The organism is Mycobacterium sp. AZCC_0083 (assembly GCF_014202335.1).
Classification (GTDB): Bacteria; Actinomycetota; Actinomycetes; order Mycobacteriales; family Mycobacteriaceae; genus Mycobacterium.
Genome location: NZ_JACHGP010000004.1, coordinates 153,372 through 168,593 on the forward strand (window position 1 = coordinate 153,372; position 15,222 = coordinate 168,593).

Annotated in this window: 15 protein-coding genes; 8 read left to right on the forward strand and 7 right to left on the reverse strand. The window is 65.6% G+C overall.

From position 1 onward, the window contains the following. The first annotated feature begins 11 nt into the window (after window positions 1–11). From HNP02_RS11055 to HNP02_RS11070, 4 genes are read left to right on the forward strand one after another with little or no spacing between them, the layout of a single operon-like run. Window positions 12–1,373: an MCE family protein gene (locus tag HNP02_RS11055; RefSeq protein ID WP_184438904.1), complete on the forward strand. Its 1,362-nt coding sequence runs from the start codon at window positions 12–14 to the stop codon at window positions 1,371–1,373. 2 nt (window positions 1,374–1,375) lie between these two features. Beyond that, window positions 1,376–2,683, forward strand: coding sequence for an MCE family protein (locus HNP02_RS11060; protein WP_184438107.1), 1,308 nt, complete (start codon window positions 1,376–1,378; stop codon window positions 2,681–2,683). Continuing rightward, on the forward strand, window positions 2,680–3,801 hold the full coding sequence (locus HNP02_RS11065; protein ID WP_184438109.1) for an MCE family protein: 1,122 nt from the start codon (window positions 2,680–2,682) through the stop codon (window positions 3,799–3,801). The genes HNP02_RS11060 and HNP02_RS11065 overlap by 4 nt, the downstream gene beginning before the upstream one ends. 2 nt (window positions 3,802–3,803) lie before the next feature. Then, window positions 3,804–5,288, forward strand: a complete 1,485-nt coding sequence (locus HNP02_RS11070; protein WP_309241509.1) for an MlaD family protein — start codon at window positions 3,804–3,806, stop codon at window positions 5,286–5,288. A 3-nt stretch (window positions 5,289–5,291) separates the two neighbouring features. Here the strand turns inward: HNP02_RS11070 and zwf are convergent, their stop codons facing one another. Beyond that, on the reverse strand, window positions 5,292–6,800 hold the full coding sequence (gene zwf / locus HNP02_RS11075; RefSeq protein ID WP_184438111.1) for a glucose-6-phosphate dehydrogenase: 1,509 nt from the start codon (window positions 6,798–6,800) through the stop codon (window positions 5,292–5,294). Between the two features lie 83 nt (window positions 6,801–6,883). On the opposite strand from zwf, the gene HNP02_RS11080 reads away from it, so the two are divergent. The 3 genes from HNP02_RS11080 (at window position 6,884) to HNP02_RS11090 (ending at window position 8,953) form a co-directional block, all read left to right on the forward strand. Beyond that, window positions 6,884–7,327, forward strand: a complete 444-nt coding sequence (locus HNP02_RS11080; RefSeq protein WP_184438113.1) for an SRPBCC family protein — start codon at window positions 6,884–6,886, stop codon at window positions 7,325–7,327. A 3-nt stretch (window positions 7,328–7,330) separates the two neighbouring features. After that, window positions 7,331–8,413, forward strand: coding sequence for a CaiB/BaiF CoA-transferase family protein (locus tag HNP02_RS11085; RefSeq protein ID WP_184438114.1), 1,083 nt, complete (start codon window positions 7,331–7,333; stop codon window positions 8,411–8,413). Window positions 8,414–8,515: 102 nt separating this feature from the next. Then, a complete protein-coding gene (locus HNP02_RS11090; protein ID WP_184438115.1) occupies window positions 8,516–8,953 on the forward strand; it encodes an SRPBCC family protein in 438 nt (145 codons plus the stop codon). A gap of 9 nt (window positions 8,954–8,962) precedes the next feature. On the opposite strand, the gene HNP02_RS11095 is transcribed toward HNP02_RS11090, so the two are convergent. The 4 genes from HNP02_RS11095 to HNP02_RS11110 all read right to left on the reverse strand — a co-directional run bounded on the left by HNP02_RS11095 (window position 8,963) and on the right by HNP02_RS11110 (window position 12,495). Next, window positions 8,963–10,036 carry an ABC transporter substrate-binding protein gene (locus HNP02_RS11095; RefSeq protein ID WP_184438116.1) on the reverse strand — a complete coding sequence of 358 codons (1,074 nt, stop codon included), beginning with the start codon at window positions 10,034–10,036 and terminating at the stop codon, window positions 8,963–8,965. Between the two features lie 31 nt (window positions 10,037–10,067). Further along, window positions 10,068–10,907, reverse strand: coding sequence for an ABC transporter permease (locus tag HNP02_RS11100; RefSeq protein ID WP_255506428.1), 840 nt, complete (start codon window positions 10,905–10,907; stop codon window positions 10,068–10,070). Beyond that, on the reverse strand, window positions 10,868–11,563 hold the full coding sequence (locus tag HNP02_RS11105) for an ABC transporter permease (RefSeq protein WP_184438910.1): 696 nt from the start codon (window positions 11,561–11,563) through the stop codon (window positions 10,868–10,870). The genes HNP02_RS11100 and HNP02_RS11105 overlap by 40 nt, the downstream gene beginning before the upstream one ends. Window positions 11,564–11,697: 134 nt before the next feature. Beyond that, window positions 11,698–12,495, reverse strand: coding sequence for an ABC transporter ATP-binding protein (locus tag HNP02_RS11110; protein WP_184438117.1), 798 nt, complete (start codon window positions 12,493–12,495; stop codon window positions 11,698–11,700). A gap of 83 nt (window positions 12,496–12,578) precedes the next feature. Between HNP02_RS11110 and HNP02_RS11115 the strand changes: the two genes are divergently transcribed. Continuing rightward, window positions 12,579–13,493 (forward strand): TIGR03564 family F420-dependent LLM class oxidoreductase, encoded by a 915-nt coding sequence (locus HNP02_RS11115; RefSeq protein ID WP_184438118.1) that lies wholly within the window; start codon window positions 12,579–12,581, stop codon window positions 13,491–13,493. Here HNP02_RS11115 and HNP02_RS11120 read toward each other — a convergent pair whose 3' ends face one another. Both HNP02_RS11120 and HNP02_RS11125 read right to left on the reverse strand, forming a co-directional pair. After that, window positions 13,494–14,219: a GolD/DthD family dehydrogenase gene (locus HNP02_RS11120; RefSeq protein ID WP_184438119.1), complete on the reverse strand. Its 726-nt coding sequence runs from the start codon at window positions 14,217–14,219 to the stop codon at window positions 13,494–13,496. 19 nt (window positions 14,220–14,238) lie between these two features. Beyond that, the gene (locus tag HNP02_RS11125) at window positions 14,239–15,159 is read right to left on the reverse strand and encodes a sugar-binding transcriptional regulator (protein ID WP_184438120.1); all 921 of its coding nucleotides are present in this window, start codon (window positions 15,157–15,159) and stop codon (window positions 14,239–14,241) included. Between the last annotated feature and the right edge of the window lie 63 nt (window positions 15,160–15,222).

Sequence of the window (15,222 nt, forward strand, 5' to 3'; positions counted from 1 at the left end):
CTCGGCCACGGATGAAGCCGCTGGCCGAACGCAATCGGTTGGCCGTCGGTGGCGTCGGGACCCTGATTCTGATCGCCTTGGTGATCGCAGCCTTCTCCTACGACAAGATTCCCTTCGTCAAGGGCACCACCGACTATTCGGCCTACTTCGCGGAGGCCGGCGGGATCAAGGTCGGCAGTGACGTGCGGGTGTCGGGCCTCGGCGTCGGCCGGGTCTCCGACATTCGTTTGGAGGGCACGAAGGTACTGGTGGACTTCACCGTCCACGACGGCGTCGAGCTGGGTGCGCAGACCGAGGCCGCGATCAAGACCGAGACCGTGCTCGGTACCAAGTTCCTCGAACTGACCCCGCGCGGCGACGGCAACCTCGACGGCACGATCCCGCTCGAGCGGACCACCTCTCCCTACGACCTGCCAACCGCACTTGGCGACTTGACCTCGACCATCAGCGCCCTGGACACCACGCAGCTGTCCTCGGCGCTCACCACGCTGGCGGACACCTTCAAGGACACCCCACCCGATCTGAAGCTCGCGCTTGAGGGAGTGGCCCGTTTCTCCGATACCCTCAACACCCGTGATGCGCAGCTGCGCAACTTGCTGGCCAACGCGAACAAGGTCACCGCAGTGCTGGCCAAGCGCAGCGATCAGATTGCCAGCCAGGTCGTCAACACCAATGCCCTGCTGGCCGAGCTTCTGTCGCAACGGAGTTCCGTCGACGCGTTGTTCAACAACCTCACCGCGGTATCACACCAGCTGTCCGGCCTCGTCGACGACAACCGGACGCAACTCAAGCCTGCGGTCGACAAACTCAACGGTGTGCTGGAGATCCTGGACAACCGCAAGAAGGAGCTTCAACGCACGCTGTATTTGCTGCGGCGATACGCCATGTCCTTCGGCGAAGTGCTCGGATCCGGTCCCTTCTTCAAGGCGTCAGTGGTCAACTTGGCCCCAGGCCAGTTCTCGCAGCCGTTCATCGACAGCGCGTTCTCCGACCTGGGTCTCGACCCCAACATGCTGGTGCCATCGCAACTCGTCGACCCGGGGACCGGGCAGCCGGGCACCCCGGCGCTGCCAGTGCCCTATCCGCGTACCGGGCAGGGCGGAGACCCGAATCTGACTCTGCCCGATGCCATTACCGGCAAGCCCGGCGATCAGGGGTGCGGTCCGCCTGGCTTGCCGCTGCCCGGCCCGACCGGCTGCTATCCGTACCGTGAACCCCTGCCCGCACCCCCGCCCGGCGGGCCTCCGCCAGGTCCGCCCATCCCGTTCGAGGCACCGCCGACGCCGACACCCGTCTACGTACCGGCGCCCGGCGAAGTGCCGCCGTTCATCGGGCCGCAGCCCGTCGCCGCGTCGACGGCTGGGGGGCAGTGACCGTGAAGAGCAGAGTGCGGATAGCCACGGCGATCGGTCTGGTCGTCATCCTGGCCGTCGCGGTATCGGTGGTCGCGACCTCGTGGTGGAACCCCGTCAGCAGGAACACCTTCAGCGCCTACTTCACCAACACCAACGGTCTCTACACCGGCGACGAGGTCCGCATCCTTGGTGTCGCCGTCGGCACCATCGACGAGATCGAGCCGCAACCCAATGCCACGAAGGTCACGTTCTCGGTCGACAAGCAGTACTCGGTACCCGCCGACGCCGAGGCGGCGATCCTCTCGCCATCACTGGTCAGCGCACGCGCCATGCAGCTGGTCCCTGCCTACTCCAGCGGCCCGAAACTCACGCCGGGCACCACCATTCCGATCGAGCGCACCGCGGTTCCCGTCGAGTGGGACGACTTGCGCCAGCAGCTGGAGAAGCTCACCGACTCCCTGCAACCAACGACTCCCGGTGGGCCTAGCGCGGTTAGAGAGTTCGTCAACAGCGCCGCGGCCAACTTGCGCGGTGAGGGTGACACTGCGCGCGACACGGTCATCAGACTCTCCCAAGCGGTTTCGGCACTCGGTGACCACAGCACCGACATCTTCAGCACAGTGCGCAACCTGCAGCTGCTCGTCTCCGCGCTGTCCTCCAGCAGTGATCTGCTCGCCTCGTTCAACACGAACCTGGCCGACATCACCACCGTGTTGTCCAACACGCCCAACGAAGTGGCCAACGCGACGAAGGGTTTGGACGGCGCGGTGAACGACGTGCGCGGCTTCGTCGCCGAGAACCGGGAAGGGCTTGGCGTCACCTTCGACCGGTTCAACTCGATTACCGCGGCTCTCAATGACAGCCGCGGCGACGTCAAGCAGATCCTGCACATCGGGCCGACGGTGTTCCAGAACTTCATGAACATCTACCAACCTGCGCAGAGCGCGGTCACGGGCATCTTTGCCGCCGTCAACTTCGCCAACACCACCCAATTCATCTGCAGCGCAATTCAAGCCGCGTCGCGGGAGAATTGGGAGCAATCGTCGAAGTTGTGCGTCCAGTATCTCGCGCCCATCATCAAGAACCGCCAGTACAACTTCCCGCCGCTCGGCGAGAACCTCTTCGTCGGAGCGTCCGCGCGGCCCAATGAGATCACCTACAGCGAAGACCGGCTGAATCCGCATCTGCCGCCGCCTGCAGCCGCACCCCCGCCGTTCGACGCGGCCGCGCTGCTTCCGGCAGAAGCGCCGTTGTCGGCGACCACGCCAACCGATCCCAGCCAGGGATTGCCAGGGCTGATGGTGCCACCACCAGGCGGCACGCCGTGAGGCACACGCTGATCGCGGTGTTCGTCGCCGCGTGCTTGTTCACGATCCCTGGATGCGAATGGCGTGGCCTCAACTCGCTGAGCCTGCCGGGAACCGAAGGCGGAGGCGATGGTTCGTACACCATCCAGGCCCAGCTGCCCGACGTGGTCGTCATTCAGCAGAACACGCGGGTGCGCGTCGCCGACGTCAACGTCGGCAACGTCACCAAGATCGAAGTACAGGACTGGCATGCGTTGGTGACCATGCGCATCAACAAGGACGTACACCTACCGGCGAACAGCACCGCCAAAGTCGGACAGACCAGCCTCCTAGGCGCCATGCACATCGAACTGGCACCACCCGTCGACCAGGCGCCGGAGGGCCAGCTGAAGGACGGTTCGGTGATCCCGCTATCGGCGGCCAGTACCTATCCCACCACCGAGCAGACCTTGGCATCGGTGTCCATCCTGCTCAACGGCGGCGGACTCGGCCAGCTTCAGGAAATCAACCAAGCCTTCGCCAAGGCATTGGCGGGCCGTGAGAACGACATGCGAAGCCTGCTGACCCAGCTGGACGTCTTCATCGCGCAGCTCAACGACCAGACCGACGACATCATCGCCGCCACCGAGAAGCTCAACTCGCTGGCGGGACAGGTCGCTGCGAGCGACAAGGTCGTCGACAAGGCGCTCACCGCGATCCCGCAAGCCCTTGCCGTGCTGGCGGATTCGCGCACCAAACTGGCGGACGCGATCGACGCCCTCGGCAAGTTCAGTGCCATCGCGACATCGACGGTCAATCAGACCAAGGAGTCGCTGGTGGACAATCTGAGCAACATCGCGCCCGTGTTTCGGGAACTCGCCAACGCAGGGCCCGCACTCACCAGGGGGCTGGATTTCCTGTCGACGTATCCGTGGGTGAAGAGCACGGTTGCCAACTGGTTCCGGGGTGACTTCGCCAACATCACCCTCGTCATCGATTTGACGTTGAGTCGGATCGACAGCGGCTTCTTCACCGGGACGAGGTGGGAGGGCGACCTCACCACACTCGAATTGCAGTGGGGCCGCACGATCGGCCAGATGCCGAGCCCGTACACGGCGGGCAACCCGTTGATCGCCCCCTACAACTGGGGAGCGTACTGACAGTGCCCATCTCCCGTCGCTTCGCTCGCCCCAGTCTGCGGTTGTCTCGTTCGGTGTGGACGCAGCTGGCCATCCTTGGCGCGATCACGGTCGTCGCCGTCGGCGTGATGGCGTTCGGATTCGTGAACGTTCCCGCGCTGCTTGGAATAGGGCGCTACACGGTGACGGTCGATCTTCCCGCGTCGGGTGGCTTGTACCCGACGTCCGTGGTGACCTATCGCGGCACGGAAATCGGCAGGGTCGAATCGGTCGACGTCAACCGCACCGGTGTGCGTGCGGTCCTAAAGCTGAACTCGGACACCACGATTCCGTCCGACGTATCGGCCGCGGTGCACAGCCGCTCCGCGGTCGGTGAACAGTTCCTCGAGCTGACCCCGCAGACGCACGCCGCAGGAGACAGCGTCCCGAAGCTGCAGAACGGGGCCAACATCTCCGTTGACAAGGTGCGGATTCCGCCTGACATCGGGAACTTGCTCGACGCCACCAACAAAGCGCTGCAGGCGATCCCGCAGGACAATCTGAAAACCGTCGTCGACGAAGCAGCCAAGGCGGTCGGCGGCTTGGGACCGGAACTCTCACGCATCGTCGGCGGGTCGACGTCACTTGCCATCGAGGGCGGCAAGTCGGTTGATCAGTTGGGCCAGTTGATCGACCAGTCCCCGCCCGTGCTCAACTCGCAAGTGCAGACGTCGGATGCGATTGCGACCTGGGCGGCGCGAACGGCCTCGATCACCGGTCAGTTCAAGGCGCAGGATCAGGCCTTCGGAGATCTGCTGAACATGGGTGGCCCGGCGCTGGGTGAAGGCAAGGCCCTCTTCGACCGGGTGGCACCGGCCCTTCCGGTGCTTCTCGCAAATCTGGTGAGCCTCGGCGACATCGCGGTGACCTACCGCAACGACATCGAGCAAATGTTGGTGCTCTACCCGCAGGGGACTGCCGTCATGTCGGCGATCGCCCTCGCGGATTCCGGTGTGAAGCAGGCTTATCGAGGTATCTACCTCGATTTCAACCTTAACCTCAACACGCCACCGCCCTGCAACACCGGATTCCTGCCCGTCCGCCAGCAGCGTTCACCGTCCGATCAGGACTATCCCGACAGGCCCGCCGGTGAGTTGTACTGCCGGGTGCCGCAGGATTCGGACCTCAATGTCCGTGGCGTGCGCAACATTCCGTGCGAGACCAAGCCCGGCAAACGGGCGGCGACTGTCGAGCTGTGCGAAAGCGACGAGCAGTACGTACCGCTCAACGACGGTTACAACTGGAAGGGCGACCCCAACGCGACGCTCTCCGGTCAGAGCATCCCGCAGGACCCGCCCGGCGCCCACCCGGCGCAGCCGTCGGGCACCCCGCCGCCGGTCGCCGCGGTGCCCTACGATCCCGCGACCGGAAACTACATCGGACCCGATGGGCGGAACTACACGCAGGGCGATCTCGCCAACCCTGGCAACAAGACGTGGCAGCAGATGCTGGTGCCGCCGGCGTCGTAGTTGTCAGGGCGACTTCTTCTCGCGCCACGCCCGCTCGAACGGCAACCGCCACGCGTTCGGTGCGATCAACTGGTGGATGGCGTTCGGACCCCACGTGCCTGGCGGGTAGATCTTCACCGGCGGCGGATCGTCAAGCAGCGGAGCCGAACGCTCCCACAGTGATTCGATGCCCTCGGCGGTGGTGAACAGCGTGTGATCACCACGCATGGCATCCAGGATCAGCCGTTCGTAGGCCTCGAGCACGTCGCCCTGGGAGTCCGTCTCCTGGGTGGAGAACTGCATCGACAGCTTGTCGAGCTTCATGCCGGGACCAGGGCGCTTGCCGTAGAAGGACAGCGACACCTTGGAACTATCGGCAAGGTCGAAGGTGAGGTGGTCCGGCCCCTGCGAGCCGACACCGGAACCGGCAGGGAACATCGTCCGCGGCGCCTCCTTGAAGGCGATCGAGATGACCCGGATGCCCTCGGCCATCCGCTTACCGGTGCGCAGGTAGATCGGCACGCCCGCCCAGCGCCAGTTGTCGATGCCCACCTTCAGCGCGATGAACGTCTCGGTGTCGGAATCCTTTGCGACCCCGACCTCGCCGCGGTAACCGGCGTACTGACCGCGGACCACGTGGTCACAGTGGATCGGCAACATCGAGCGGAAGACCTTGTTCTTCTCCTCGCTGATCGCGCGGGGCTCCAGTGCCGTCGGCGGTTCCATCACCACGAACGCCATCACCTGCAGCAGGTGGGTGACGACCATGTCCTTGAAGGCGCCGGTGCTCTCGTAGAAGTTTGCCCGCTGGTCCAGGCCGAGTGTCTCCGGGATGTCGATCTGGATGTGATCGATGAAGTTGCGGTTCCAGATCGGCTCGAACAGGCCGTTGGCGAAGCGGAACGCGAGGATGTTCTGCGCGGCCTCCTTGCCGAGGAAGTGGTCGATGCGGAAGATCTGCCGCTCGCGGAAGGTCTCGTGCACGAAGTCGTTGAGTTCGATCGCGCTGGCCAGGTCGGTGCCGAACGGCTTCTCCATCACCACCCGGGAACGCTCGACCAGCTTCGCGTCGCTCAACATCGTGATGACAGCGCGGGCAGCCTTTGGCGGAACCGAAAGATAGTGCAGCCGAAGGGTTTCCGGGCCCAGTGCGGTCTCGGCGGCCTCCACCGCGGCGGCAAGCGCCTCGGGTCCCGCGCCCTGTGGGACGTAGCTGATCCGGCTCGCGAAGTTCTTCCACTGCTCATCGGTGAGCTTGTGGGTGCCGAACGCGTCAACTGCCTCCTTGGTGACCTCTCGGAACTCGTCGTCGGTGAGCTCCTCGAGCGACGTGCCGACGACCCGGATCTCCGGTGCGAGGGAGGACTGCACGAGGTAGGCCAGGCCAGGAAGCAGCTTGCGCTTGGCGAGGTCGCCGGTCGCGCCGAACAGGACGATGACGTGGGGCTCGAGCGCATCGGTGTCGCGGCGGTGCGGACGGGCGCCCGGCGCCGGGTAGGCGATGGTCTGCGGATCTGTGGACACACCCGGCATGCTTCCATTCAGACGTTAACGGCGCACTACATCGGGGCGGGGGAAATGTCCGTGAGCTCGCGCGAGGTCGCTAGTGTCGCGGCATGGCAACCAGCGATTCCCGCGAAGTAGTGATCGAAGCGTCCCCCGAGGAGATCCTCGACGTCATCGCCGACATCCCGGCGACTCCCGATTGGTCGCCCCAGTACCAATCCGCCGAGATCCTGGACACCGGCGATGACGGCAGGCCGCGCCGGGTCAAGATGACGGTGAAGACCGTCGGCGTCACCGACGTGATGGAGATCGAGTACACCTGGTCCGACGACTCGGTCAGCTGGACCCTGATCAAGTCGGGTGCGTTGAAGAAGCAGGACGCCAGTTACACCCTGACCCCGGACGGTGAAAAGACCAAGGTCAGGTTCGACATCACCGTCGACCTGTCGATACCCCTTCCCGGATTTCTGCTGAAGCGCGCCTTGAAGGGCGGCACCGAAAGTGCGACAGAAGGCCTGCGCAAGCAGGTGCTGAAGATCAAGAAGGGCGGCTGACCCTTGACCGAAGGCGCGGGACCCCTGGCCGGGGTACGAGTGATCGAACTGGGCGGCATCGGCCCAGGGCCGCACGCGGCGATGATCCTCGCCGACCTCGGCGCCGACGTGGTGCGGGTGCGACGGCCCGGCGGTCTGCAGATGCCCGCGGAGGACCTCGACCTACTGCACAGGGGCAAGCGCATCGTCGACCTCGACGTGAAGAAGGAACCCCAGGCGCTACTGGAGTTGGCCGCGAGGGCCGACGTCCTGCTCGACTGCTTCCGGCCCGGCACGTGCGAACGGCTCGGCATCGGCCCCGACGACTGCGAGGCCGTCAACCCGCGGCTGATCTTCGCGCGCATCACCGGTTGGGGACAGGACGGCCCACTGGCCATGACAGCGGGCCACGACATCAACTACCTGTCTCAGACCGGAGCGCTCAGTGCTATCGGCTACCGCGACCGGCCGCCCGTGGCGCCGCTGAACCTGGTCGCCGACTTCGGCGGCGGATCGATGTTCGTCTTGCTCGGCATCGTCGCCGCACTCTACGAACGGGAACGCTCCGGCAAGGGCCAGGTGATCGACGCCGCCATGGTCGACGGCGTCAGCATCCTTGCCCAGATGATGTGGACCATGAAGGCGACGGGGTCGCTGAAGGATCAGCGGGAGTCATTCCTGCTCGACGGCGGCGCGCCCTACTACCGCACCTACGAGACGTCAGACGGCGAGTACATGGCCGTCGGCTCGATCGAACCGCAGTTCTTCGCCCAACTGATCAGCGGCCTCGGCCTGTCGCCCGACGAGGTGCCAAACCAGTTCGAGCTCGGCCGCTACGACGAGATGAAGGCGATCTTCACCGAGCGCTTCGCGAGCCGGACGCGCGACGAGTGGACGGAGGTGTTCGCGGGCACCGACGCCTGCGTGACGCCCGTGCTGAGCTGGAGCGAGGCGGCGGCCAACGAACACCTCAAGGCGCGGTCGACGGTCGTTTCGGTCGACGGGGTCGATCAGGCCGCACCGGCGCCGCGGTTCTCCCGCACGCCGCCCGCGGTGGGTGGCACCCCGCCGAAGGGCACCACCGCGCTGGACCAAATCGGCTGGTAGAGGGTGCGGCCCCTGGCCGATCTGAACGATATTGACCGATCGCTCGAAATTAGCTACAGAATGTACTGCACAAGGCCGGAGTATCCATTAGCATTTGCTCTCATGGCAGTCAGGGCGTCACGAGAAGTGATGTTCGACGCTGCGCCCGAGGCGATTCTCGACGCGCTCGCCGACATCGAGGAAGTGCCGTCGTGGTCGACGGTGCACCGACATGCCGAGGTGCTCGACCGATACCCCGACGGCCGTCCGCACCACGTCAAGGCGACGGTGAAGATCATGGGCTTCACCGACAAGGAAGTCCTGGAGTACCACTGGGGCCGCGACTGGGTGGTGTGGGACGCGTCGGACACGTTCCAGCAGCGGGGTCAGCACGGCGAGTACAACCTGACCCGCGAGGGTGACCAGACGCGGGTGCGGTTCGACATCATCGTCGACCTGGCCGCGCCGATCCCGGAGTTCCTGATCAAGCGCGCCAAGAAGATCGTGCTCGAGGTCGCCATCGACAGGCTGCGCCGCCGGGTGACGCGGTTCTACGGCTGACGTAGACGATCAGACCTTCAGGTCGGGGTGTTCCTGGTAGATCTCGTCGATGATCGACAGGTCGAACAGGTCGCCGGCGGCGATGTCGAGTTTCGCGGCCTTCAGCGCGGCGATGTTCTCTTCGACGAGGTTCTTGGTCATGGTGAACAGCCCGTTGGCCTTGGTGTCGTTGGAGACCACCAGCCCCACCTGAGCGGTCGCCTCCTGCGTCTGCTCGGCCACGTCGAGGTGCTGGTCCTTGCCGTACACCTCGGCTGCGAGGCGGGCGGATTCTGCCGGGTTGGCGATGGCGTCCCGCCAGCCCTTGATCTCGGCGATGAGGAATGCCTTGAGCTTGTCGCGCTCGTTGTCGATGGTGTCCTGCTTGACCGTGAAGCTCTCTGCGACCAGCGGCAGGTTGAAGTCGGCGAACAGCATGGCGTGGTTCTTGAATCCCTTGGACGCCAAGGTGATCGGCTCATTGGTCACATAGCTCACCCAGCCGTCGACCTCGCCGTTGGCCAGCGGTGATGGATCGAACTGGGCGGGCACCACGGTGATCGACTTGGGATCGACGCCGTTGGCGTCCAACAGCGCGCCGAACACCAGCTGATTGGAGTCCTGGACGCCGATCTTCCTGCCGACCATGTCCTGCGGCACATTGATCGGCTTGGCCGCCGAGCTGACGATGCAGAAGGGGTTCTTCTGATAGGTCGCGCCGACGATCTTCGCAGGCAGACCGTTGAGTACGGCCGGCGCAGTGAGCTGCGGCGCGGACATCCCGATCCAGATCTTCCCCGTGTCCAGCCCCGCTTCGACACCCGTGCCCGCGGCGCCGCCCGAGACCAGATCGACGCTTCCGAACCCGGCCTCCGTGTAGTAGCCCTTCTCCAGCGCGAAGAACTCGCCGGCAAATTCGATGTTCTTGATCCAGGACAGTTGGACCGCAACAGATCCGAACTTCGATCCGTCGGATGAACTGCCACCGGACGAACCCGCCGAATCGCTTGTGCCGCATGCGGTGATCAGCCCGGCTCCGCCGATGGCAAACCCGGCCATGGCGCTGTAGCGGAGGAACTCCCGGCGATGGAAGGAGGGTGTCATCGTCGAAGACTAAGCGCCAGGCAGGGAGTTGTCAGGATGGCCGCCCTGCGTCCGGACCGAAACGCGCAAGGACGAGACTCTCGAGCACGCCGACGACGGCGTAGAGCAGGATCGAGACGATGGTCACGATGGCGACCGATGCCCACAGCTCGTTGTACTGATAACGCGGTATCGACTTGATCAGGCTGGAGCCCAAACCTTCACCGCTGCCCAGCCATTCACCGATCAAGGCGCCGATCAGCGCGCCAGGGACCGAGACCCTGGCCGCCGCGAACAGCGAAGGCAACGACGACGGGATCGCGACCATGTACAGCGCGGTCCACCGATTGCCACCGTAGGCCTCGACGAGTTCCTGCGCCTGCCGTGGTGCTTCCCGCAGGCCCGCCATGATCATCACCAGCGCGGGGAAGAAGACCACGATTCCGGCCATCACTGCCACTGCACCAAGGCCGCGCCCGAACACCAGGACGATGATCGGTGTCATGGCCACCAGGGGCACCGACCGCAGCAGCACGGCGATCGGCAGCAGCGTCTGTTCCAGGCTGGCGAATAGGACGAACAACGTGGCAACGACCACCGCTGCAGCGATTCCCGAGACGAAGCCGATCGATGCGTCGCGCAAGGTGATCTGGAGATTGTCAAGCAGGTTGGCCCGAGCCGTGTGACTCGTCGGGCCGCTGAACAGGTAGCGCCATACGTCCGTCGGCGACTTGCCAACGCGGGGCCCGACCTGTGGGAAGACCGCGAGGAACAAATACCACAGCGCGAAGAGCAGCGTCATCGAGATGGCCAGCGGGCCAAGGAAGCGGCCGATACGACGCAGGCTCGAGTTCATGATTGCGCTGCCCTTGCCGACGACGCAGCTGTCCATGGCGTCGCCGCCCACGCCACGACGGAGACGATGGCATAGCCAAGGCCCGCCATCGCCGCCGCCGCGATGGCAAGGCCCCACGTGCGCGGCACGTTGAAGGAGGTCTGCGCGGCGGTCAGCGCGACGCCGATTCCGCTGTCGACACCGCCGAGATACTCGCCGAGGATCGCACCGAGCACCGCCGATGGCGCCGCGATCTTCAGTGCTGCAAAGGTATTCGGCGCGGCAGCGAACAGCCGGACCTTGGTGAACTTCTGCCACTTCCCGCCGCCGTAGGCCTCGACCAGGTCGAGGCTGGCCTTGTCCGCCGACCGCAGTCCGGTCAGCGTGCCGACCATCGTGGTGAAGAAGCAGTACATCGCCGCAAGGAATATCGTCGGCGCCCGACCGCCGAACACCACCAGGATGATCGGGCCCAGCGCCAGCAGGGGGGTGCAGTAGCTCAAGATCGCCAGCTGGGTGGCAAGGGACTCAACGGGCGGAATCAGGACCACGAGGACCGCGAGGGCGATCGCCAAGCCATTGCCCCAGAGGAAGCCCTGCAGAGCGCCGCTCGACGTGACCGCGAAGTTAGGCCAGTACAGGGCCGTGCCATCGCGGGCCATCGTGGAGATCACGTCGACCGGCGTCGGTATGGTTCCGCCGGCCGCCCCCATTGCGGCGAGGAGCCACCACACCAGAAGCAGGCCGCCGATCCCGACGGCACCACCAGGGCGAGCGAAGCGACGGGAGAAGCCGCCAGGGCGAGCGAAGCGACGGGAGAAGACTTTGAACCATGGCGGACGACCCGTCACGCGATTCCCCGTGCGCCGTCGGACCGGCCGAACAACAACTCGGTCAGATAGTCGTGGATTCGGTGAAACTCGGGCGTGCGCATGATGTCGGGGGTGCGCGGACGCGGAAGGTCGATCGGCACCGTTTCGATCACCCGGCCCGGTCTCGGGCTCATGACGGCGACGACGTCCGAAAGGAACACGGCTTCGGCGATGCCGTGGGTGACCATCAGCGTCGTCGCGGGCTTCTCGGTCCAGATGCGCAGGAGTTCGACGTTGAGTCGTTGCCTTGTCATGTCGTCGAGGGCGCCGAACGGCTCGTCGAGCAGCAGTACCGTCGGCTTGACGACCAGAGCGCGGGCGATCGACACCCGCTGTCGCATACCGCCGGAGAGCTGCGCGGGTTTGGCCTTCTCGAATCCCTCGAGCCCGACCAGCTTGACCAGGTCGGCGATCAGGCCTGGTTCGGCGGGGATGCCCGCCACCTGCAACGGCAGCTTGATGTTGGAGATGACACTGCGCCACGGCAACAACGCCGAATCCTGAAAGGCGATGCCGAGTTCGTGATGTTTGCGCAGTTCGCTCGGTGACTCTCCGTTGATCAGTGCGGTTCCGCTGGTGGGCTGGTCCAAGCCCGCCAGAATGCGCAGCACCGTCGATTTGCCACATCCCGACGGTCCCAGCAGCGCGAGGAACGCATCCTTCGGTGTGTGCAGGTCGACCGCTTGCAACGCCTCGACCGATCGGCGCCCCATCTTGAAGGTCTTGGTCAGCGCCGTGATGTCGATACCGCTCGCGGGGGCCGCACTGGTCATGTCGGCACAGTATGAGCCCGACGGGAAAGGCGCACGGTGAGCCGAAGGGAATGCCTTCGCCACGTCGGTCGGTTGTCCGCAGTATGCCCACAGGAGTAGTGCTCAATCGGTCTGAGTCGGCCGCCAACGCCGTCGACGACGTCATCGACCAGGCCCGCGAGGCCTTCGCCCTAGGGGTCCGTCAGGTCTGGCTGGCCCAGCAGTTCGATCACGATGCGATCGCCCTCGCGGGGCTGATCGGCGCCGTGGTGCCGGGCCTTGGCGTCGGCACGTTCGTCGTTCCGGTCAACCCGCGGCACCCGCTGACGCTCGCGTCGCAGGCGCAAACCGCACAGGCGGCCTCGCACGGGAACTTCAGCCTCGGGCTTGGGCTCGGCGCACACGCACCAGAAGCGCAGGCGTTCGGCACGGCGTGGCCCAACACCATCGAACGGCTCCGCGAACACCTCCAGGTGCTCCGATCGATCATCGACACCGGCGCGGTTGACTTCCACGGCACGGAGTTCACCGCGGCCCCCGAGTGGCCCGTCGCACTGCCGGGCGGCACGCCGCTTCCGGTGTACGTCGCGGCCATGGGGCCCAAGGCCTTACGGGTGACGGGCGAGTTGGCCGACGGCACGTTGCCCTATCTCGCCGGGCCGCGCACCATCGCGGAGTTCATCCTGCCGACCATCGCCGAGGCCGCCGCCGATGCGGGCCGCCCGAAACCGCGCATCATCGCGGCCGTGCCCGTACTGGTGACCGACGACGTCGACGCGGGTCGCGCCGCCGCCGCGGAGGTCCTCGGCTTCTACACGACGATCCCGTCGTATCAGAAGGTCATCGCACGGGAGGGTGTCGACTCCGTGGCGGAGCTGGCAGCCGTCGGCGCGGCCGCAACGGTGCGCGCGCAGCTGCAGCGCTACCGCGATGCGGGGGCGACGGACCTCGTGTTGAGCCCGCTGCGTGGCGTGGCCGCGGATCGGCAGTTGCTCTGGGAAGTTGCCGCATCGATCTGACTATTTGATGGTGTAGCCGCCGTCGATGACGAGGTCGGCACCGTTGACCATGCCCGCGGCATCGGAGGCGAGATACACCGCGGCAGCTCCGATCTCGTCGGGGTATGCGAACCGGCCCGTTGGGATGAGCTTCTTGAGTTCGTCACCACGCGGCCCGTCCCACGCCTGGTGTCCGAGTTCGGTCAGCACCACCGTCGGTGAGATGGTGTTGACCCGCACACCCCGGCCCGCCCATTCGGCGGCGAGGACTTTGGAGACGCCCACCACGCCGAACTTCGACGCGCAGTACGCCACGTGCGCGTCGAGTGCGACGGTGGCGGCCTGAGACGCCATGTTGATGATGACGCCGTGACCGGCGGCCAGCATCCGGGTTCCGACGGCCTGGCACATCAGGAACGTGCCCTTGAGATTGACGTCGATGGTCGCGTCCCAGTCCTTCAGCGACAGCTCTTCAGCGGGGCCGAGCCGCGCGATGCCCGCACTGTTGACCAGGATGTCGATTCGTCCGTAGGCGTCGATGGCCGCGTCGACGGTGTGTTGCACCGAGTCGGGATCTGCGACGTTGCAATGAAATTCGCAGCCATCGGAGAGATCGGCAATGGCGACGGTGGCGCCCTTGGTGGCGAACGCCGCACCGATGGCGGCGCCGATTCCCGATGCGCCGCCCGTGATGAGGGCGACCTTGTCGTCCAGCCGAAAGTCGAGATCTACTACGGGTTGCGACATTTGGGGAGCCAATCCGAATTCAGGCCAGGACCGCGGCAGCGATCCCGGCGTCGGTGACGATGGACGAAACGAGTCCCGAGCGCAGGACCGCCCGCGTAGCGGCGATCTTCTGCGGGCCCGCGGCCACCCCGATCACCGTCGGGATCGCCCGCAGCGTCGCCTCGTCGACGCCCATCCGGCGCTCGTCAAGGCCAGGCATCCGAACGCCGTCGACGTCCAGCAGCAGCGCGCAGGCTTCGGCGCACACGCCAGCGCGCTCCAATTCGTGGGCGTCGTCGGTGGTCAGGGCCTGATAGACCTGCGACGCGCCGGGGCGCCATGCGCCGATCGACACGATCGCGCACGTGACCTTGGCATGGCGGGCAACGGTTTCCTGGATCTGATGGTTGCCGGACAGGCTCGCCGCGGTGCGGGCATCCGCCACCACCAACGGCGCGTACATCGGCCACGTCTTGCCTCCGCTGATCTCACTGAGCCGCCGAACCAGATCGGCCCCGTTCGAGTTGAGCGCGCCTGCCATTCCGGTCAGCTGGACGAGGTCGCTGCGCGGCAGGGAGGTCAGGTGGTTGGCCACCTTGTTCAGGGTGCGTCCGCAGTCGACACCAAGAACGTCCTCCTCGCGGAGGATGGATTGCAACAACTCGGCGGTCGCCTTTGCGACGGCGTCGGCACGTTCGTCGGGGGTGTGTTCATCGGTCACGACGACATAGGCGTGTTCGAGCCCGAATTGCCGCTGCAGTTGGGTGGACAACTCCACATCGATGGAACCGGGGTTGTGGATGGTGATCTCGACCATCCCGGTGGACAGCGCTTCGTCGAGTTCACGGGCCACCTTGAACCGGGAGATGCCGAACTCCTCGGCGATCTGGATCCGCGTGCGGCCTTCGAGGTAGTAGCGGCGCGCGATGACGGCGCGCTGGAACAGTTCGTCCGGACCCATCGTCGCGCTCCCTTCGGAATCTGGTCGCCATTCTGGCACTCCGCTCATGTGTGCGGGTGTGTT